Origin of the sequence: Lacticaseibacillus zeae DSM 20178 = KCTC 3804 (assembly GCF_000260435.1) — a bacterium.
Classification (GTDB): domain Bacteria; phylum Bacillota; class Bacilli; order Lactobacillales; family Lactobacillaceae; genus Lacticaseibacillus; species Lacticaseibacillus zeae.
The window spans coordinates 1-20,589 of the sequence record NZ_BACQ01000012.1 but is presented as its reverse complement, the minus strand read 5'-3'; the positions used below and the strand labels follow the sequence as shown (position 1 = coordinate 20,589).

22 protein-coding genes are annotated in these 20,589 nt (G+C 47.1%); 19 read left to right on the top strand and 3 right to left on the bottom strand.

Annotated elements, in window-relative coordinates; translation table 11 throughout:
* The first annotated feature begins 3 nt into the window (after window positions 1-3).
* The 5 genes from GSO_RS02100 (at window position 4) to GSO_RS02080 (ending at window position 3,272) form a co-directional block, all read left to right on the top strand.
* On the top strand, window positions 4-645 hold the full coding sequence (locus tag GSO_RS02100; protein WP_010488399.1) for a YpmS family protein: 642 nt from the start codon (window positions 4-6) through the stop codon (window positions 643-645).
* A gap of 24 nt (window positions 646-669) precedes the next feature.
* A complete protein-coding gene (gene msrA / locus GSO_RS02095) occupies window positions 670-1,188 on the top strand; it encodes a peptide-methionine (S)-S-oxide reductase MsrA (RefSeq protein WP_010488397.1) in 519 nt (172 codons plus the stop codon).
* Between the two features lie 2 nt (window positions 1,189-1,190).
* On the top strand, window positions 1,191-1,433 hold the full coding sequence (locus GSO_RS02090) for a YozE family protein (protein ID WP_010488395.1): 243 nt from the start codon (window positions 1,191-1,193) through the stop codon (window positions 1,431-1,433).
* Window positions 1,375-2,844, top strand: coding sequence for a S41 family peptidase (locus GSO_RS02085; RefSeq protein WP_439708959.1), 1,470 nt, complete (start codon window positions 1,375-1,377; stop codon window positions 2,842-2,844). Before GSO_RS02090 ends, GSO_RS02085 begins: the two co-directional genes overlap by 59 nt.
* A gap of 92 nt (window positions 2,845-2,936) precedes the next feature.
* Entirely contained in the window at window positions 2,937-3,272 is a 336-nt protein-coding gene (locus tag GSO_RS02080; RefSeq protein WP_010488391.1) for a DUF6176 family protein, read from the top strand.
* A gap of 91 nt (window positions 3,273-3,363) precedes the next feature.
* On the opposite strand, the gene GSO_RS18315 is transcribed toward GSO_RS02080, so the two are convergent.
* Both GSO_RS18315 and GSO_RS16200 read right to left on the bottom strand, forming a co-directional pair.
* Window positions 3,364-3,648, bottom strand: coding sequence for a hypothetical protein (locus tag GSO_RS18315; RefSeq protein ID WP_010488390.1), 285 nt, complete (start codon window positions 3,646-3,648; stop codon window positions 3,364-3,366).
* Window positions 3,645-4,268, bottom strand: a complete 624-nt coding sequence (locus GSO_RS16200) for a hypothetical protein (RefSeq protein WP_225358760.1) — start codon at window positions 4,266-4,268, stop codon at window positions 3,645-3,647. Before GSO_RS16200 ends, GSO_RS18315 begins: the two co-directional genes overlap by 4 nt.
* 275 nt (window positions 4,269-4,543) lie before the next feature.
* On the opposite strand from GSO_RS16200, the gene GSO_RS15410 reads away from it, so the two are divergent.
* The 13 genes from GSO_RS15410 (at window position 4,544) to GSO_RS02010 (ending at window position 18,618) form a co-directional block, all read left to right on the top strand.
* Entirely contained in the window at window positions 4,544-4,948 is a 405-nt protein-coding gene (locus tag GSO_RS15410; protein WP_010488388.1) for a MerR family transcriptional regulator, read from the top strand.
* 45 nt (window positions 4,949-4,993) lie between these two features.
* Window positions 4,994-5,314 (top strand): YrdB family protein, encoded by a 321-nt coding sequence (locus tag GSO_RS02065; protein WP_010488387.1) that lies wholly within the window; start codon window positions 4,994-4,996, stop codon window positions 5,312-5,314.
* Between the two features lie 266 nt (window positions 5,315-5,580).
* Window positions 5,581-6,297 carry a reverse transcriptase family protein gene (locus tag GSO_RS02060; RefSeq protein WP_010488386.1) on the top strand — a complete coding sequence of 239 codons (717 nt, stop codon included), beginning with the start codon at window positions 5,581-5,583 and terminating at the stop codon, window positions 6,295-6,297.
* Between the two features lie 21 nt (window positions 6,298-6,318).
* Window positions 6,319-7,320, top strand: coding sequence for a trypsin-like peptidase domain-containing protein (locus tag GSO_RS02055; RefSeq protein WP_010488385.1), 1,002 nt, complete (start codon window positions 6,319-6,321; stop codon window positions 7,318-7,320).
* A 562-nt stretch (window positions 7,321-7,882) separates the two neighbouring features.
* Window positions 7,883-8,743 carry a ribosome biogenesis GTPase YlqF gene (ylqF, locus tag GSO_RS02050; RefSeq protein ID WP_010488384.1) on the top strand — a complete coding sequence of 287 codons (861 nt, stop codon included), beginning with the start codon at window positions 7,883-7,885 and terminating at the stop codon, window positions 8,741-8,743.
* Window positions 8,727-9,485, top strand: a complete 759-nt coding sequence (rnhB, locus tag GSO_RS02045; protein WP_010488383.1) for a ribonuclease HII — start codon at window positions 8,727-8,729, stop codon at window positions 9,483-9,485. The genes ylqF and rnhB overlap by 17 nt, the downstream gene beginning before the upstream one ends.
* Window positions 9,486-9,536: 51 nt before the next feature.
* A complete protein-coding gene (gene dprA, locus GSO_RS02040; protein WP_010488382.1) occupies window positions 9,537-10,352 on the top strand; it encodes a DNA-processing protein DprA in 816 nt (271 codons plus the stop codon).
* 251 nt (window positions 10,353-10,603) lie between these two features.
* Window positions 10,604-12,688, top strand: coding sequence for a type I DNA topoisomerase (gene topA / locus GSO_RS02035; RefSeq protein ID WP_010488381.1), 2,085 nt, complete (start codon window positions 10,604-10,606; stop codon window positions 12,686-12,688).
* Between the two features lie 492 nt (window positions 12,689-13,180).
* Window positions 13,181-14,500, top strand: a complete 1,320-nt coding sequence (gene trmFO / locus GSO_RS02030) for a methylenetetrahydrofolate--tRNA-(uracil(54)-C(5))-methyltransferase (FADH(2)-oxidizing) TrmFO (RefSeq protein WP_010488379.1) — start codon at window positions 13,181-13,183, stop codon at window positions 14,498-14,500.
* Window positions 14,501-14,710: 210 nt separating this feature from the next.
* Complete coding sequence (gene xerC / locus GSO_RS02025; protein WP_010488377.1) at window positions 14,711-15,607, top strand: tyrosine recombinase XerC; 897 nt, start codon at window positions 14,711-14,713, stop codon at window positions 15,605-15,607.
* A 120-nt stretch (window positions 15,608-15,727) separates the two neighbouring features.
* Complete coding sequence (gene hslV, locus GSO_RS02020) at window positions 15,728-16,252, top strand: ATP-dependent protease subunit HslV (RefSeq protein ID WP_010488376.1); 525 nt, start codon at window positions 15,728-15,730, stop codon at window positions 16,250-16,252.
* 38 nt (window positions 16,253-16,290) lie between these two features.
* Window positions 16,291-17,700 (top strand): ATP-dependent protease ATPase subunit HslU, encoded by a 1,410-nt coding sequence (gene hslU, locus GSO_RS02015; protein ID WP_010488374.1) that lies wholly within the window; start codon window positions 16,291-16,293, stop codon window positions 17,698-17,700.
* Between the two features lie 39 nt (window positions 17,701-17,739).
* Window positions 17,740-18,618 (top strand): aldose 1-epimerase family protein, encoded by an 879-nt coding sequence (locus tag GSO_RS02010; protein ID WP_010488372.1) that lies wholly within the window; start codon window positions 17,740-17,742, stop codon window positions 18,616-18,618.
* 81 nt (window positions 18,619-18,699) lie between these two features.
* On the opposite strand, the gene plsY is transcribed toward GSO_RS02010, so the two are convergent.
* Window positions 18,700-19,323 carry a glycerol-3-phosphate 1-O-acyltransferase PlsY gene (plsY, locus tag GSO_RS02005; RefSeq protein WP_010488370.1) on the bottom strand — a complete coding sequence of 208 codons (624 nt, stop codon included), beginning with the start codon at window positions 19,321-19,323 and terminating at the stop codon, window positions 18,700-18,702.
* Window positions 19,324-19,634: 311 nt separating this feature from the next.
* On the opposite strand from plsY, the gene GSO_RS02000 reads away from it, so the two are divergent.
* Window positions 19,635-20,589: ATP-binding protein (locus tag GSO_RS02000; protein ID WP_010488368.1), on the top strand; the 955-nt coding region annotated here is incomplete at its 3' end.

Genomic DNA, 20,589 nt, shown 5'->3' with positions numbered 1-20,589 from the left:
AGGATGGAAGCAAAGAAACGATCACGTCAGCGAAACACGCCGCAGCCCAAAAAAATCAGAACCGGGATTAACTGGTGGAAATGGTTATTGCTTGTGCTGGTCGGGTTACTGCTGGGAACCGGTATCTGGTTCACGAAGACAATTTTGACACCGGTGAACATCAACACAACCGCTAAAACCGCCACAACCACGAATGAACCGGTTTTCACCGTGAAGCTCACCAAAGCCAGTGCCAATCGCATCATGGCCCACTATTTAAAAAATTATCTGCGTGACAGCAATGTCAAATATGCTGTGACGTTGGGTACGAACGAAGCTGCGTTAAGCGGTAAGTTCAAATTCCTTGGCAATTCCGTTAAATTTCAGTTAACGTTCGATCCATTGGTTCTGAAAAATGGCGACGTGCTGCTCAAAGCGAAGGATCTGAATGTCGGTGCGTTACCGGTGCCGATCAGTTTTGTCATGAGTTATATCGGTAATAGTTATAAAATCCCGCGCTGGGTAAGTCTGAATAGTAAGACCGGAACTGTTGTGCTAAAATTGAGCCAATTTAAACTTCAAAATGGGATGACACTAAAGGCCACCAAATTGGATCTCACCAATGATGATCTTGAATTTGCGGTTTATCTGCCTGATGAGCCGTAACCATTAGAAAGAGGCTGATGAAACATGAAAAAAGAAACTGCTATTTTTGCCGGCGGGTGTTTTTGGTGCATGGTTGAACCGTTCGAGGAACAACCTGGCATTTTAAATGTGGTTTCCGGTTATACCGGTGGGCATGTGCCTAATCCAACTTATGAACAGGTGTCTTCGCATACGACCGGTCATACTGAAGCCGTTGAGATCACTTTTGATGCAGACGTTATTGACTATCCCGCATTGTTGGAAATCTATTGGCAGCAAACCGATCCCACTGATGCCATGGGACAGTTTCAGGATCGTGGCGACAATTATCGGCCGGTTATTTTCGTGAAAGATGAGGCACAACGCAAAGCCGCTGAAGCATCGAAGGCGGCGTTGGAGGCCAGCGGACGCTTTGCCGATCCGATTGTGACCCAGATTGAACCGGCTAAACCGTTTTATCCGGCCGAACCGGAGCATCAGCAATTTTACGCCAAGAATCCGCGGCGGTACGCAATGGAACATGCCCAACGCCAGGACTTTATTGACAAAAACTGGAAGGACTAATTATGCATCGGACTTTTTACGAATATCTCATGACATTGCGCAATCCCAATGACCATGGGGAAATTGCCGAGTTTGCCAAGAACGCTTTTCTGGATCAAAGTTTTCCGAAACAGGAGAAAGATTACCATCGGCTAAGTGATTACCTGGAATTAAACGGTAATTATCTGCCGACAATGGCGATTTTTGATGAAACGTACCACGACTATCTGGCCAGCGAAAGCACAGGAGGCGATTCCAATCAATAAACACAAGGTTCCACTGTGGGCGGTCATTTTGATCTTTGTAGTTGCGCTTGGCGGCGGTGCAGCAGGCGGCTATGCCTTGTCGTATCAGCAGGCCCAACAAAGCGTGCTGAAAACCGGCGTTCCTAAGGCATTGGCACCTGTCGTTTCCGCGTACGAAACAGTCACCAACAATTACTACAAAAAGGTGAACACGACCAAGCTGACAGACGGGGCGATCAAGGGGATGTTGGGGACGCTTGACGACCCTTACTCGGTCTATTTGCAAAACAATGACAAAACCGACCTTGACGACACCATCTCTGCCTCGTTTGGGGGAATTGGCGCCACGATTCAACAAAATCACGACAGTCTGTCGATTGCCAGCATTTTGCCAGGCACGCCAGCCAAAAAAGCCGGCATGCAGGTAGGCGATGTCCTGCTCAAAGTTGACGGGAAAGATGTCTCCAAAAAGACGGTCACGCAAGCGGTTGACAAAATTCGCGGTAAAATCGGGACAACCGTTGCAGTGACGGTCAAGCGCGGCAACAAGCAGGCAACATTTTCCATGAAGCGCAAGAAGATTACGGTTGATACGGTGACTGGTAAGCTTGCGCCGGAAAACAAGCAGGTTGGTGTCATCACGATCTCCACTTTCAGTGAACCGACTGTGAAGCAATTCAAAGCGACCGTTAAAAAATTGCGTAAAGAAGGCGCGAAGTCCTTTGTGCTCGACCTGCGTCAAAACCCCGGTGGCATGATGACAGCCGCTTTGTCGATCAGTTCGATGTTTTCCAAGAACGGGCAAACCGTGATGCAAATCGAAGACCGTAACGGCGCCAAAGAGGTCTACAAAGCTGGCAAGAAGCTTGATGGCGGCTTTAAGATCACTGAGAAAACCGCGGTGTTGATTGATGGCAATTCAGCTTCGGCCAGCGAAATCACGGCGGCAGCACTTCACCAAAACCGCAATATTCCCTTAGTCGGTGAGAAGAGTTTTGGTAAAGGCACCGTTCAAAATGTTGGCGAAATGGGCAGCAACAAGGAGCTTAAACTGACCGTTGCCAAATGGCTTACACCAAACGGCACATGGATTAATCACAAAGGTTTAACTCCCGATGTGAAGGTTGACTATCCAGCTGCGGCCAAAATCACGTTAATCAATGCGACTCAGCTCAAGCCCGGCGACAAGGGCAGCGATGTGAAGTCCTTGCAGCAGATGCTGACGGCTTTGAAAATCGGCACGGTTAACGTTAACAGCCAGTACGACGACGCGACACAAGCTGCCGTCAAATCCTTCCAGCAAGCCAACAAACTCGACGCAACCGGCACAGCCGATCAGGAAACCTTGGCAGCCCTTGCTCAAAAGTTGAGTGATCAGCTGACCAAAGATGATCCGATGGTAAAAGCCGCGGTGCAGGAAGTCGCGAAGTAAGTTAGATTGAAGTTGTTTAGATGCGCGCATGCCTTGATTGGGTGTGCGCTTTTTTGTAAGGTTAAGGAAATAATCGGAGGAGTTGAACAACATTGATTGAATTAGAAGGATTTGCTGTCCATCCCGACAAAATTGCGCGTGCTCAAGAATGGATGGCTTTCTTGAAAAGTCATCAAGAGGCTGTTAACGCAACCTTGGTGCCCGAACACATCACCGTTGAGCGAATCTTTTCGCTTACGTTTAATAATCGGATGTATCTGTTCTGGTATTCTGAGCAAACCGCGCCTAGTCCGGATGTCACAGAGAGTCCTAATCCGATTGATAAGGTTCATGTCGCTTTTTGGCATGAATGTATTGATGAATCCGTTCCAAGCATGAAGTTTCAGCTGGAAAATGAATTTGTTAATCCGAACCTAACAAGCAAGTGAATAGCTGTCCAAGACAAAAGCTGCGAAGTTTCAAGAAATCAGAAATTTCGCAGCTTTTCGGTGTGTCGCCGTTAATTTTTAAAATTGTCGGCTAAGGTTGCCCGTCCATCACAATTCTTTCCAGCTCGTTTGCTTGCTTCGCTGCCAATGTTCGGCTGTCCCATAAACTGTTGATAACAAGATCAACGACCTGCCAGTAACGTTTCCACGCTAGTTTAGGAAGTTCATTTCGAGCTTTTTGCAGGTGGCGATTAAGGGCTGAAGCGGACCAGCGTTTGGGTGTTTCAATCGCGTCGGCATACATGGCTGCATAAAACGTCGTCACCAGTGCAATAAAGATCGCGGTTGGCATCCCATAAACGTTCTTTGCGGTCAACTCCGTCTTTCTTTCCACCAAGTCCAAGGCGAACCAGAAGCCTTGGGTGTTGTACGTTCAGCAGTGAGGCTTTTCCAGTCATATTTACCTAAATGGGTAGCATGCGGTAAGCGCTCAGGCCGTTCGATTCGCATGACATATTCGCCATCAAAACTAATTTTGATACCTCTCGCCGCCGCAAACTTTACTTCGGGGATTGATGGCGATTGGTCAATTCCAGCAATTACTCTCAATCTACCAGTATCGAAATTATCATCAGTAACCGTGACGTTTTGTCGATGCGCAAGCGTTTGAATTCCCTTGATCAAAGCTGACGGATTCTGTAAGCGAGGTTGTACGACGAAGGTTAGAAAAAGCTGAATAATAGCCGAATGAGAAGCATATTCGACCGAGTCAGAATGAAAGGGTGTAAGCTGGTTTTCCATCACACTTAAAATTCGATTGACGTCTGTCCAACCTGTGTAATCCCGCCCTGTCTGCATATACATGGCTGTACCAAACTTTTCTAACGTGCCTTCGATGGTATCTTCGTCAATATAAGGTAACAGTTTCTCTGGTAGAGGTGAGGCCATGAACTTTTGGATCATACTTTCAATCCTTCTGAGTGGTTGTTGTGCCATACTGGGTTCCTCGCTTAGTGGTTTGATTGGATATTTAATTCAAAGTTTACGCTACATCTTAGCGGTTTACTATCCTGAAAATAAGCTGGCTGCCCCTGTACGCGACACTCTAACCAAAAATTCGTGACAGTTCAAATACGAATAGCCTTTTTACTGTCGTTGGAACGGTGTTTGAGGTCAAATCCATGGTCTGTTTTCAAAAGTTAAAAATTAACTTGACATTAGAGTGCACTCACATGTGATACTAGACCAGACAAAGAACGGAGGCGCGCATTTTGAATATATCAGAATTTTCGAAAAAGTTAGGTTGTAGCAAAGACACGTTACGTTTTTATGATCGAGAGGGTCTTTTACCAGCTCATCGTGCGGACAATCAGTACCGCTATTATGAAGAATCCGACGTAGCAACAGCCAAGCTTATTTTGACACTTCGTAAAGCCAATTTGAAAATTGAGGAAATCCGGCTAATTACTGATCTGGTCAACCGTCCTGAAAGTAAGGTGTGTCGCACCAGTTCACTTGCTTTAGTGATTAAAAAGCGGCGTGATTTTCATGAGCTGAAGCGTTTTTATACTGAACTTGAAGAGATTTCTGACGATGTCTTGAAGAACATTGAGATGAGCGCTCCTGGGGAAGAGATATTGGCAAGTATTCTCAGAATAGGAACTGCGAAAAACTGAAATTCTTTACATATTATTGATGAAAATTGAAGGGGAGCAAGCCTAATGATTAAGCCAATAAATGATGGCGTTAGGTTCTTGATGGAGCTGATCACCCTTGTGCTGCTGATTGGCGCTGGATTTAAAGGTGAAGGATTAAGCAAGATTCTTTTAGGCATTTGCGTGCCGATTGCTTTAGTTTTATTTTGGTCGCGGTTCATGGCGCCGATGTCACCGCATCGACTTAATGAACTTGAACGGGCGTTTGCAGAAGTGGTTATTTTTGGCGGTACTGCCTTGATCAGTTATAGAGTATATGGGGTGAAATTGGCGCTGATTTATGTTGGGATTGTCACAATTAATGCTGTCTTAGATCATGTACTTTAGGGCGTTCTAGGTAATCCGCGTTTAGAATCAAATTCTTAAATCCAGCGTTTTTAAATTTGCTAGACAGACAGAATTGACTGGTTCAAAGAAAGGCGATATTATTACTTCTAGTAAATCTCTGTCCGGCGTTTCGCCTGGCTATCACAATGTTAGCAGATAGTCCACCATCATGTAACACCCTTCAGAAAAACAGCAATAGAAGATGTAAGCATGACTCTGTTGTATTTTACTCTGGACCAAGTACGTAATACTAAGTAGGTAATAATATGGACAATCCTTTTATTGGAATGACTGCTAACGAGGTTAGAGACAGGTTTTTGGGCCTAAATAATGTCCAAGAACTTGCCTCTTTTCTTTCGATAACCTCTAAACAATTAGGATACTTTTCTTCAGAAGGAATTAAAGAAAAACATTATGTCTCGTTTAAGTTAAGAAAAAAACGGGGAGGTTTCAGGACTATTGAAGCGCCTTCCGATGCCCTGAAAACAATTCAAAGGAAACTTGCTTTTACCATATCAGAGATTTATCATCCGCTAAGTTGTGTGTCCGGATTTGTCTCTAAACGTGGATTGAGATATGGCGCGAGTAAACACGAACATCGAAAGAAATTAGTGAATTTTGATCTTGAAAATTTTTTCCCTAGTATTCCCCAAAATAAAGTTTTCGGTGTTTTTGCGCAATATTTTAATTTGCCCATTGCTGTTAGTGATGTTCTAGCAAAATTAGTGTGCCTACATCATTGCTTGACGCAGGGATCTCCGACTTCCCCATGTCTCTCAAACATCATTTTACATAAGTTGGATAGCCAAATGCTTCGTATTGCCAAAAGAACAGGAACTACCTATACAAGGTATGTTGACGATATAACGTTTTCTTCTAGAGGGAACATGCCTAAGGTGATTTGGCACCATGACGATATATCCAATGAACTCAAACAGATTATTAACGCTGCAGGGTTCAGAGTTAATAGTGAAAAAACGTGAAAGTCGGGTCGTGGAAGTCGAATGGAGGTTACAGGAGTTGTTGTAAATGAAAAAGTAAATGTTTCTAGACGTTACGAAAGACGTGTTAGAGCCATATTACACAATTTTCAGATTTCAGAAAATTACGACGACACCAGTAAAAAATTCTTCAAATATTATAATAAAGGTGATCAAGGCGATCCAGCTCAAATTGTAAAGGGTATGATCTCGTTTATTTATCAGATTCGACAAGATCCTCTGAAAGATAGTGCATTGTCGAGACGCCTTATGCAAGAATTCAATCAGATTAAGTGGCCTGATAGCAGACATTTTTTTGATCTTAAAATTGCAATGCCACAACGTTACAAGCGTTACAATGCTGTTTTTTCTGTTGAAGTAAAAAAGGGTGAAAATATTTTTTACGGAACGGCCTTTGCTTGTGGAGATAAGATTTACTCCTGCACTCACATTTTTACTGATCAAAAAAGAATTGAAGATATCGACAGTGTTGAAATGGTTGAATATAATCCTCAAACCAAAGAGGAGCATAAAAGATATAAAGTAACTAAAATTGAATATTGGCCAAACTTCGATGTTTCAGTTCTTACGATTCTTGGAAATAAAGATTGGCGCAAAAGGGGATTTAAACACCCCACTCACATATTAAAGCCAAGTACGAGACTTCTTGTTGTTGGATATCCATACGTAAACCAAATAGGTAAGTCCTATCAGTTGTATGAGGCCCGGGAGCGTATTGAGAGTATGATAGACGCCCCATTACAAATGGATGAGTTTACTCTTTCCTTATCCAACAAAGAAATAAAGACTCGTAAGATGGATATCATTACCAATGAAAAGGGTGGCATTCAATCGGGAAACAGCGGGGGCCCTGTATTAGATGCCAATGGAGACACCGTTGTGGGAATAGCTCTTAGGGGTTCTTTAGGTCCGGAAACAACTAGGAGCGAAATGCTTGATTTCTATTCATGGATGAATTTGCAAAAGCCTAGATCAAGAATTTGGAATTGGGAAAAGGCCGACTAGGCTTTATGAACTTCCTGACAAGCAATGGGAAGAGATTGCACCGTTGATTTTCATTTTCCACACCAGACGATCGCTTATCCCCACAAAGGTACCTTGTAGTGCGATTTTGTGGTTGCTTAAAAGTAGCTACGCTTACTACGGGATTTTGCCAAATTTATCGATCCTGGAAGATGGTCTACAGCTTTTTCCCGGCTGGACGGATACTAGCGATTGTGTGATAAAATTTCCACAATAGTCGAACTTCCAGTGATATTGACATTGAAGGTTTGAGCTTAGATTCAAGGCACATACATGTTACTCAGGGAGCAGCTTGGGTAAAAAATCAAATATATCTTAGAAAATCGGTTAGTAGGGTTGAATCGCGTTAACAGAATCACCAAGATTGGAGTGGAGCCCTATTGGTAGGGTTTTAGCAAGTCGAACTTTTTATGCGACTATGTTGATGCCGAGTACAGTTTCTATACCATTTTGCCCAAAATCATCACTGTGTCATTGTGGCTTTGGCAGTCTTAAAACAGGCCCTAGTAAAGCTATCGCTATCGGATAAATTAGAGGAGTTAGTATGACTACAATTCAATGGTTCCCGGGTCACATGGCGAAGGCCCGTAAACAGGTACAGGAAAAAATTAAACAGGTTGATCTCATTCTTGAGGTCGTGGACGCCCGCACGCCTGAGTCATCGCGCAACCCAATGTTAGATGAAATAATTGGCGAAAAGCCGCGCATGATGATCCTCAATAAGCAGGATTTGGCAGACCCGGCCTTGACACGTGAATGGGTGCAATACTATCAAGATCAAGGTTTTGCTGCGATTGCGACTGATGCGCAACATGCTAAACGACTGCAGCAGATTCCCCAGTTGGCCACCAAATTGATGGCGGAGAAAATTGCGCGAAAGAAGGCGCGGGGAATTCGCAATCCCATGATCAAGGCGATGTGTATTGGTATTCCTAACGTCGGCAAGTCGACTGTACTGAATCGGCTGGTTCACCGTAATATTGCGGTGACTGGTAACAAGCCCGGCGTGACCAAGAATCAACAATGGCTAAAGGCGAGTGATAATTTTCAGTTGTTAGATACCCCTGGGATTCTATGGCCTAAGTTTGCCTCGCAGACGATCGGGATGCGCTTGGCGTTTACCGGCGCGATTGCTGACGCGGTTTTTCAAGAAGATGTGGTCGGGTTATATGGCTTAACTTATTTTATGGCCCATTATCCAGACGCCCTGAAAAAAGCTTACCATCTCACAGATGCCGACTTGCAAGCAGCACCGCATGACTTGCTGGTGAAGCTGACAAGAACACAGGGATTCGGAGAGGAATTTAATCGCATGGCGGAACGGCTGATTTTCGATGCACGGCAGGGGAAATTAGGCCGCTTTACCTTGGAAAAGCCTGGTGAGACCGATGCCGAGACTGAGTGAGTATAAGGCGCTGTTACAAGCAGATCATGTCGATCCCGCAATCTTGACGGCGCTCAAAAACGATAGTCGCATTGGTGCGGGCAAATTACTGGCGGCTTATCAACGGCGTGAGGATCATCGCGCTGCTGAGGCAGTGGCACTGAAATATCGCAGCAGGTATGAGCGCCAGTTATGGGGAACGTACCAGTATGTTGCTGGGTTAGACGAAGTAGGGCGTGGACCGCTTGCTGGGCCGGTTGTGACGGCGGCGGTCATCTTGCCGCATCATTTTCAATGGCCGGTGAATGATTCAAAGCAACTGACGGCCCATGAGCGAAATGTGCTATACCCGCATATTTTGACGGAGGCCATCGCGGTTGGCATCGGCGTTGCCGACAATTGCGAGATCGATCGGGAGAATATTTACCATGCGACTGAACTTGCGATGGCACAGGCGGTGAGTCACTTACGCGTTGCCCCGGAGTTTTTGCTGGTAGACGCGATGCATGTGCCGGTCGATTTGCCGCAGGAGCGCTTAATAAAAGGCGACGCCAATAGTATTAGCATTGCTTCGGCTAGCATTGTTGCGAAGGTGATTCGGGATCGGCTGATGGTGATGTACGATCAGGTTTATCCTGGTTATGATTTTAAACACAACATGGGTTATGGTACGAAAGCACACTTAGCAGGTCTGGCTGCTCATGGCGTCACGCCAATTCATCGGCGTAGTTTCGGTCCGGTGCGTGACTGGCTGAATCCTTAAGACGTAATCGTCGTTAAGCCGCGTAATGTATTGACAGGAGGAACTTCTGGCATGAGATTACGCGACTTTTTATTAACTTGGCATTTAGCAACCCATCAGAATCCACGTTTGGCGGTCGCTTTGGAGAAAGCTATTCGTGCCAAAGCCGATTTGACGGCATTCCAACACGAACTTGACAAGAAACTGACTCAATCCGTAGAACCACTATTGGCGGTAGCGCGGCAGTCATCCTACGTCACTTATGTCGATGCTGCCTATCCACCACGGCTGCGTGAAATTCCCCAGCCGCCACTGGTGCTTTTTTATCGCGGTCAGATAAAGTTGCTTCGCCAATTAACATTGGGTGTTGTTGGTTCGCGTAAGGCTACCGGTTATTCAGCGGCCACATTGGCGCAATTATTCCCGCAATTGCCGCCAATGACGATTGCAAGCGGCTTGGCAACCGGCGCCGACAGTATGGCACATGAGGCGGCGCTTACAGCTGGCTTGCCGACGATTGCGGTGATCGCTAACGGCATCGATCAGGTCTATCCGGCTAAGCATCGTTTACTGCAGGAACGGATCGGCCGGGTTGGGTTGATCGTGAGTGAGTACCCGCCCGGAACGGCTCCCCAACGGTTCCAATTTGTGGCGCGTAATCGGATTATTGCCGGTTTGGCGCATGGGGTGATGGTCACTGAAGCGGAAATCAAAAGCGGCAGTCTGATCACGGCAAATTATGCCTTGCAGCATAATCGTGAAGTTTTTGCGTTACCTAACCGTTTTGGCGAGCGTTTGGGGGCAGGAACCAACGCGCTAATTCAAGCAGGCGCAGCAATTGTGACCGGTCCGGATACGGTGATCGAGAACCTGCATTATTACCCGTAAAGTGCCAAAAAGTGCCCTTTATATAGTAGGAAAATTTTCATATGATTTGACAAGAGCAAAATGACTAGCTTATGATAGCAACTGTTTTGAGCCAGCAGGCGTGATCGGATGGTTTTTGGGCGGAGGCGTATCCGCCACTGTGACCGAGCATAGCGACCTGCTGAATCATGAAGCACTGACGGTAACACGTCAGCCCGCACAAATTAATCAGGGCTTGCTATTGTAGCAATGCCACCGGAAGGAGCGCGTTCATGGCCGACAAGAAGTTAGTCATTGTTGAATCGCCAGCCAAAGCCAAGACCATTGAAAAATATCTTGGCCGCACCTATAAAGTTGTTGCTAGTTTAGGGCATATTCGCGATTTACCCAAGAGTCAAATGGGTGTTGATGTTGAAAACAACTACGAACCTCGCTACATTTCGATTCGCGGTAAAGGCGATGTCATTAAATCCTTAAAGAAAGACGCTAAAAAAGCTAGCCGCGTTTATCTTGCAGCCGATCCGGATCGTGAAGGAGAAGCCATCGCGTGGCATGTCAGTCATATTCTCGGGTTGGATCCTCAGGCCAAAAATCGCGTCGTTTTTAACGAGATTACCAAAGATGCAGTCAAAAATGCGTTTAAGACGCCGCGCGGGATTGATATGGATCTCGTTGATGCCCAGCAGGCCCGGCGGATTCTCGATCGGCTCGTAGGCTATTCCATCAGCCCGTTGCTGTGGAAGAAGGTCAAAAAAGGCTTAAGTGCCGGTCGAGTTCAGAGTGTTGCATTAAAACTGATTATTGATCGCGAAAATGAAATCAAGAATTTTATTCCTGAAGAGTATTGGTCACTGGATGCAGAGTTTCAGAAAGGTCGCAGCAAAAAGTTCACGGCCAGTTTTTACGGCATCAAGAACAAGAAACAGGCCTTAAAAAATAATGAGGCTGTTCAAAAAGTCTTAAGCCAGGTCGATAAAACCAAGCCGTTTAACGTGACCAAAGTAGTAAAGAAAGAACGCAAGCGTTTCCCGGCACCGCCTTTTACCACCAGTACCTTGCAACAGGAGGCCAACCGCAAGCTGGGTTTCCGAACCCGAAAGACCATGATGTTGGCCCAACAGCTGTATGAAGGCATTAATTTAGGTGGCAAATTGGGTACGGTCGGGTTGATTACGTATATGCGTACTGACTCGACTCGTGTTTCCAATGTCGCCAAAACCGAGACCAGTCACTATCTGCACGAAAAGTATGGCGAAGCCTATGCCGCCGTTAAAATCCGTCAAGGTAAGCTTCAAGAAGGGGCTCAAGACGCCCACGAAGCTATTCGCCCAACCAGTACGTTGCGGACGCCCGAAAGTTTGGCATCGGTTTTAGATAAAGACCAAATGAAGCTTTATCGGTTGATTTGGAGCCGGTTTGTTGCCAGTGAAATGACACCGGCAGTGATCGACACCGTCGCCGTTACTCTCGACCAAAATGACGTCACTTTCCGTGCTAATGGCAGTCAGATGAAGTTTGAAGGGTTTACTAAGCTCTACGTATCCTCGCGTGATAACGACGAAAAGGACAATGTTTTGCCGCCGCTTGCTGTCGGGGATGCCGTTAAAATGCTGAAAACCGATCCGGCTCAGCATTTTACCCAGCCACCAGCCCGTTACTCAGAAGCCAATCTGGTTAAGGCGCTGGAAGAAAATGGTGTCGGTCGGCCGTCAACGTACGCTCCGACTATTGAAACCATCCAGAAGCGCTATTACGTCAAGCTCAATGCCCGCCGGTTTGAACCCACCGAATTAGGCGAAATCGTCAACAGTCTGATCGTTGAATTCTTCCCTGATATCGTCAATATTAAGTTCACGGCGAATGTTGAATCCGAATTAGATAGTATCGAAACCGGCGAAGCCAATTGGGTAAAGGTTATCGACCAGTTCTATAAGCCGTTTGAGAAAGAAGTAGCGCACGCCGAAACCGGCATCGAAAAGATTCAGATTAAGGATGAACCAGCAGGCTTTAACTGCGACATCTGTGGCGCACCCATGGTTATCAAAATGGGGCGTTACGGTAAATTTTACGCCTGTTCTCGATTCCCGGATTGCCGCAACACCAAGGCGATTGTCAAAGAAATTGGCGTCATTTGTCCTAAGTGTCACGAGGGTCAGGTGGTCGAACGCAAGAGCAAGCGGAACCGTGTCTTTTATGGCTGCTCGCGCTACCCAGACTGTGACTTTGTCTCCTGGGACAAACCAGTTGGCCGCGACTGCCCGGTCTGTGGTCACTTCTTAGTCGAAAAGAAAACCAAAGCCGGCACCCAAGTCGTTTGCCCAAACAACGATTACAAGGAAGCCTTACAAAAAGCATAAAACCAAAACCAGCAAGCCCGAATCCTTTGGGTCTGCTGGTTTTTTTGATAAACTAGGCAAGGGCGTGAGCTGGCGCGTTCAGAAGCCGGAGTGTAAGTGGCCTTGGGCGTGATGGCGTGGGCTTCGCCATTGCGCTCAAGGTCCTTACACGTAGGCTTCTGCGCCAGTGAGCGCGTTTACGACAGAGCGCGAACAGGAGCGCTTAGAAATCGGAGTGTAAGTGGCCTTGAAGCCTAAATGGCTGGGCTTTGGCCATTTAGGCTTCAAGGTCCTTACACGGAGATTTCTGCGCCAGTGAGCGCGTTTACGACAGCATCGGCCAAAAACTTTTCTCACAAGAAGGCTTTTTCTACGCCCAAAGCTCACACACAAGCCTCTGCGCCAATAAAGCACATGTTAAATGTAGCATCACGAAAACCCACATCAAACAAACTTTAAGAGTCCCCGTCCCACCCTCGATCCAAAACCCCACACCAAAGGAGGAAATGCATCATGCCTATTGTTAACGTCATTGGCGCCGGCCTAGCCGGTTCGGAAGCCGCTTGGCAAATCGCCCAAACAGGTGTCGACGTCAATTTATATGAAATGCGTCCGGTTACGATGACCCCGGCGCATCACACCGCCAATTTTGCGGAACTGGTCTGCACAAACTCGCTGCGTGCCAATCAAATTACGAACGCGGTTGGATTGTTGAAAGAAGAGATGCGGCGCCTAGATTCGATTATTATTCAAAGTGCTGACGCGACCGCCGTGCCAGCTGGCGGGGCATTGGCGGTTGACCGCGAGCCGTTTTCCCAGTTAGTGACCCAGAAACTCATGGCGCATCCCCGTGTTCATGTCATTCATGAAGAGCTGACTGATTTTCCTGAAGGGGTGACAGTGGTTGCTACAGGGCCGCTGACCGCACCGGGCTTGGCTGATGCTATTGTCGCCTTAAACGGTGAAGCTGGCTTATCATTTTTTGATGCTGCCGCGCCGATTTTGGATGCCAGCACCATTAATACCGACATTGTTTATAAAAAGTCGCGCTATGATCGTGGCGAAGCTGCTTACTTAAATTGCCCGATGAACCGGGAAGAATTTCAAGCGTTCTACCAGGCATTAATCTCTGCTGAAGTTGCGGAAGGCCACGATTTTGAAAAAATGACGGTCTTTGAAGGGTGCATGCCAATTGAAGTGATGGCCAAACGCGGGATTAAAACCATGCTGTTCGGCCCGCTGAAACCGGTTGGCTTGGAGGATCCGCAAACCGGCAAAACACCGTATGCGGTTGTCCAGTTGCGGCAAGACAACGCTGCAGCGAGCCTGTATAACATCGTGGGCTTCCAGACGCATCTTAAGTGGGGCGAACAAAAACGGGTCTTCCGGATGATTCCGGGATTGGAAAATGTTCAGATTGTCCGCTATGGCGTGATGCATCGGAATACGTTCATGAAGTCACCGGCCGTCCTTGAGCCGACGTATGCGTCTAAACGGCGCGCAGATCTCTTCTTTGCAGGACAGATGACCGGCGTTGAAGGTTACGTTGAAAGTGCTGCCAGCGGATTAATTGCCGGGACAAATGCAGCCCGTCTGGCACAGGATTTGCCACCGCTGGTATTTCCGGAAACAACGGCGATGGGTGCCATGGCACATTACATCACCCACACCTCGCCAACGCATTTTCAGCCGATGAACGCAAACTTCGGCATTATGCCGCCGCTAGCAGTCAAAGTGCGGCAAAAGAAGGAGCGCAACCAGCAACTAGCAGAACGGGCCTTGACCGATCTCGCGGCATTTAAAAATGAATTAAGCCGCGTTAACCAACCTTAAAAATATAAAAAGATCTCGGGTAACCGGGATTTTTTCATTGTCGTGTCATGTTATCTTCATAAAGAACTTATTATAATGGAACAAAGCCAGTGCTTAAGCAATCTTGTTGCCTGGAGAGCGAAAATTCACCGCCAGCTATTAAGGTTTAGCTTCTGAAAACGTCAACAATCGTTCTTTTTATGTTAATCTATTAAGCGGAGGGATGTCGGGATGAAGCCAATTACAGCTTTTCAGGAATACTTAACGGTCGAGCGTCAGTATTCACCAGAAACCGTCACGGCGTATTTAAACGACATTCAGGAATTCCAGGCCTTTCTCAAAGCCAATGGCGGGTTCACGGATTTTAACAAGGTAGATGATCTAGACGTTCAGACTTATTTAACCGATTTGAATAAACAGGGACTGGCTCGTACTTCCATTGCCCGCAAAATTAGCAGTTTGCGTAGCTTTTATCGGTATCTGGTGCGAATTGATGCGGTCAAGCGCAACCCGTTTGAATTAGTTGAATTGAAGAAGCAACACCATCACCTGCCGCAGTTTTTCTATGAGGCGGAAATTCAGGAACTGTTTAAAACCGTTGAAGGCAAAACGCCACTTGACCAGCGCAATCGGGCATTGCTGGAAGTCTTGTATGGCACCGGCATCCGGGTTTCCGAGTGTGCCAACTTAACACTCAACCAGGTGGACTTTAATACAGGGTTGTTACTGATTCATGGGAAAGGCAATAAGGATCGCTACGTACCATTTGGTCAGTACGCCCAGCGCGCGTTACAAACTTATCTAAAGGATGGACGCCACACGTTGATGCAGAAGCACCAGACCCAACATCGGGTGGTGTTCGTCAACCAGTATGGTCGGCCGATCACAGCACGCGGAATTGAATACATTCTGGATCAGCTTATTAAACAGACGAGTCTGACTGCCAATATCCATCCCCACATGTTGCGGCATAGCTTTGCTACCCACATGTTGGATCACGGAGCAGATCTACGCACTGTCCAGGAGCTGCTCGGGCATGCGAGTCTGTCGACAACCCAGATCTATACCCACGTGACGATGGCCCATTTAAAAAACGAGTATATGAAATATTATCCTAAGCATCATTAAGACTAAAGTACGATGTAATCGGTGCTTGAGTTTTCTAAAGTATGACTATTGGTCGGTTGCCAATAACCGCCACCGCTGATGAGCGCGACTTATCAGGGAAATAAAAAGGAGCGTAACACAATGACAACAATTGCAGCAGTTAGAAAAGATGGCGTAACCGCTTTAGCAGGCGATGGCCAGGTAACCTTGGGCGAAAAAGTCATTATGAAAGGCAACGCCCAAAAAGTTCGGCGCATTTATCATGATCAGGTTGTCATCGGCTTTGCCGGTGGTGTTGCCGACGCGTTCACCTTACAGGATTGGTTTGAAAAGAAGCTCGAACACTATGCCGGCAACTTACGGCGTTCCGCAGTAGCGCTGGCACAGGATTGGCGCAAAGATCCAACGCTGCAAAAACTTGAAGCCATGATGATCGTCATGGACGAACACGACTTGTTGCTTGTATCCGGCTCCGGTGAGGTCATTGATCCGGACGAGGATGTTGTGGCGATCGGCTCTGGTGGTAATTTTGCCCAAGCGGCCGCTATTGCGATGTTGCGGCATGCGCCTGATATGACCCCCTCCGACATTGCCAAAGAGGCAGTTAATATTGCCGGTAACATTGATATTTTCACCAATCACAACATTATCGTTGAGAGTTTCTAACCACGCCGGCTCACGCTCATAGGAGGATAAAGTTTAAGATGGTAGAAGTTCAAACACCTAAACAAATCGTTGAAAAACTTGACCAATATGTCATCGGTCAGGACGATGCCAAACGCGCCGTTGCGGTTGCCTTATATAATCGCTACCGCCGGATGCAGTTGTCACCCAAGATGCAAGAAGAAATCACGCCGAAGAACTTGTTGATGATCGGACCAACCGGTGTCGGGAAAACGGAAATCGCCCGCCGATTAGCCAAAATTGTAGATGCGCCTTTCGTTAAAGTCGAAGCGACCAAATTCACGGAAGTCGGCTATGTCGGTCGGGATGTTGAATCCATGGTCCGTGATCTTGCTGAAACCGCAGTGGCGATGGAAGAAGAAAAGCAATTCAAGAAAGTCCGCGTTCGCGCCGAAAAAGAAGCCAACAAACGCCTCGTTAAGATTTTGGTACCAGCGATTCGTAAAGAAAAGAACTCGAATCCGATGGCTGAAATGATGAACATGCTACAAGGTATGCAAAATGGCAAAACGCCTGCTGCTGACGATGCCGATGCTGGCGGTGAAGTGACCGATGACATTCGGAATAAGCGCTTAAGCGTCGCCGAACAGCTGGAGAAGGGCTTGCTAGAGGATCGGGAAATTACCGTTGCCGTCAACGATGAGAAAAAAGGCGGCGGCATGAGCGATATGTACGGCCAAATGGGGATTGACTTAAGTGATACGATTGGTGCGTTAATGCCCAAGAAAAAAGTCGAGCGCACCATGACCGTGAAGGAAGCCCGCGAAATCTTCATTAAAGAAGAGTCTGATAAGCTGGTCAACCATGCCGATATTTATCACGACGCCATCCAGAGTGCCGAAAACAATGGCATTATCTTTATTGACGAAATCGATAAAATCGCAGCAGGCGATAAGCATACCAGTGGTGAAGTTTCTCGCGAAGGGGTTCAACGCGATATTTTGCCAATTGTCGAAGGCTCACAGATTAACACCAAATATGGCCCGATCAATACGGATCATATTTTGTTTATCGGCTCCGGAGCATTTGCCGAAGCTAAGCCAAGTGATTTAATTGCCGAATTACAAGGCCGATTCCCGATTCGGGTTGAACTAAAGGATCTGACCGAAGAAGACTTCGTGCGGATTCTGACCGAACCGGACAATGCGTTGATTAAACAATATATTGCGTTGATCGGTGCTGATGGCGTGAAAATCACGTTTACCAAGGAAGCCGTTAATCGGATTGCCGAAATTGCCACGCAGGTTAATCACGACACCGATAACATCGGCGCGCGGCGATTAGCCACCATCTTGGAGAAGCTGTTGGAAGATGTACTTTATGAAGGCCCGGATATGGCGATGGGCAGTGTGACGGTGACGCAGCAATATGTCGATGATAAGATCGGCCATATCGCTGCCGATACGAACATGACCCGGTATATTTTGTAAGGCAACCCGTGGAGAACTGTAGATAAAGGATGAGGATGTATGGTAACGATTGCAAATGACTTTTTGACCGTTGACATCAGTCGGCATGGTGCCGAGCTGACTAGTATCAAGGATAACCTGACTGGGCGTGAGCGCCTGTGGCAGGCTGATCCGGAAGTCTGGCCGCGCCACGCACCGGTGTTATTCCCGATTGTCGGTGCACTGGCTGATGACCAATATCATTATGCTGGCAAAACTTACCACATGACCCAGCATGGCTTTGCCCGTGATCGTGATTTCACAGTCGTGTCGGCAACGCCTTTTAAGGCCAGTCTTGTTCTTAAAGATGACGACAAGACGCGTGCCATGTATCCCTTTGCGTTTCGTCTGATTATCACCTATGCATTGGAAAATAATAACCTACACGTTACTTACCATGTCGATAATCCAGACAAAACGGCTCCTTTATATTTCAGTGTTGGCGGACACCCGGGGTTTAAGGTGCCGATGACAGCAGACACGCAGTTCACGGATTATTACATGAACTTCAAACCGCGCAAGTCGTTGGTTCAAATTCCGCTGGTTGCCGGCAAAGGCGTGGATTATACGCACCGAACGCTGGCCGCAACTGATGCCAATCTAGCGCTGACCCATGAGACGTTTAAAAATGATGCACTCATCTTTGCTCCGCTTGGCAAGACCTCGTTTAATCTGCTTTCGGACAAAACCAAACACGGTGTGAGTGTCACCATGACAGACACACCTTACTTAGGCGTTTGGAGCCCGTATCCTAAGACGGGTGAGTTTGTTTGCATTGAGCCTTGGTGGGGCATCGCAGATACGATTGGCACGACCGGTGATTTCACCAAGAAGCTGGGTATCAATCGTCTGGAACCGGGAACGGCGTTTGAAAAGGGCTACACAATCAGCATTTTTTGATGCGGATACTGATAGCTGGTGATCGATAACAAAAAGACATCCAACAGGGGATGTCTTTTTGCGTGGCACATTTTGTTGCCCTTATTGCTGGCGGCGGTGTTGACGTAAGTAAAGGCCGAGGCCAAATGGCACCATGTTCTCGTCGCCGGCCTTGATGCGTTTAAAATTGGCACGATGTTTAATGAAGAAAACGACGAGCAAGCCGCACGCCACGGTGGTGAGTAGCCAGTCGTGATAAACAAGCGACCAGCTCGTGATGATTACCATGCCAAGGGTACTGGCAACGCTGACCATGGACGTCAACAAAATCAGGCTAAACCAGATAGCAAAGGCGATGAAGAAAAATTCGGGATTATACGCCAGCAAAATGCCGGCACTGGTTGCCACTGCTTTGCCACCTTTGAAATGAATGTAAACCGAAAAAGTATGGCCTAAAACAGCCGCCAGCCCGACAATCAGAATCAGCCAGTGGTGGTCAATCCCAAACAGAATGGGTAAACTGGCTGACAACGTTCCTTTTAGAATATCCAATAGCAACACCAGTGTTCCGCCAACCGGTCCTAGCATCCGATAAGCGTTGGTTGTCCCGATATTATGGCTGCCACCTTTGCGGATGTCGGTATGATAAAATACTTTGCCAATCACCACGCCAAACGGAATGGCACCAATGAAATAAGCGAGTATAAAACAAAGCACAAGAACCAAGTGTACCCCTCCTCTCAGACTTAAAAACTATTTTAGCATTTTTGACTTTTGAGTGATACGCCGTTAAAATAATGCGAACAGACATTCGATTTGCGGCGATGGGTTAAATGACCTGGAGAAACCTCAACACAGACTTTTTATTGACGCAAAGACTACACTGGAAATACGTTGTTCGTAAAGCAGCTGTGTGCGAATGTTGGCTGAGATCGCCCTTGTGCCGTTTTCTAAGCATTTTTTAGTCATGCTTTGTTCGCGCTCTGCGGGTGCGTGGTGTATTCTATAAATTAGTTGTTTCAAAAAGGGAGTTTATTATGGACAAAGCAACGCAAGCATATAATGATTCATCCATTCAGGTGCTACACGGCCTGGAAGCCGTTCGCAAGCGGCCTGGGATGTATATTGGTTCCACCGATGGCCGCGGGTTGCACCACTTGGTTTATGAAATCGTGGATAACTCAGTCGATGAAGCGCTCGCGGGGTTTGGGGACGAAATCAATGTAACCATTCACGCCGATAATTCGGTTACCGTGCAGGATCATGGACGGGGGATGCCGACGGGGATGCATCCCAGCGGCAAGCCGACGATTGAAGTGATCTTAACGGTGCTGCACGCCGGCGGGAAGTTTAACCAAAATAGCTATAAAACATCCGGCGGTCTGCACGGAGTCGGTTCCAGTGTCGTGAATGCCTTATCTGAATCACTGACCGTGCGGGTTGTCCGCGACAAACGGGCTTTTGAGGAGCACTTCATCAACGGTGGTCATCCAGACGGTGGTTTGCAAAAGCTCGGCAAAGTGAATGAACCAAATGGCACCACAATCACCTTCAAACCGGATCCGACGATCTTCCAGACCACGGTTTTCAACTATGATACACTCGCCGAACGGTTGCGCGAATCAGCCTTTTTGCTGAAAAATATTACGATTAACTTAATTGATGAGCGTACCGGCAAGCAGGATCAGTACCACTATCCGGATGGTTTGGTTAGTTTCGTCAAATATCTTAATGAAGGCAAAGATGCCTTGTCGCAGGTCATCAATTTTGAAGGCAAGAAAGACGGCATTGTGGTTGATTTTGCCGGCCAATATAATGATGGCTATTCCGAAAATATTATTTCCTTCGTTAACAATGTGCGCACCGGAGATGGCGGCACGCACGAAATCGGCCTGCGTAGTGGGATGACCCGGGCGTTTAATGAGTTCGCGCGCAAAGTCGGCTTGTTGAAAGACCGGGATAAGAACCTTGAAGGCAGTGATGTTCGGGAAG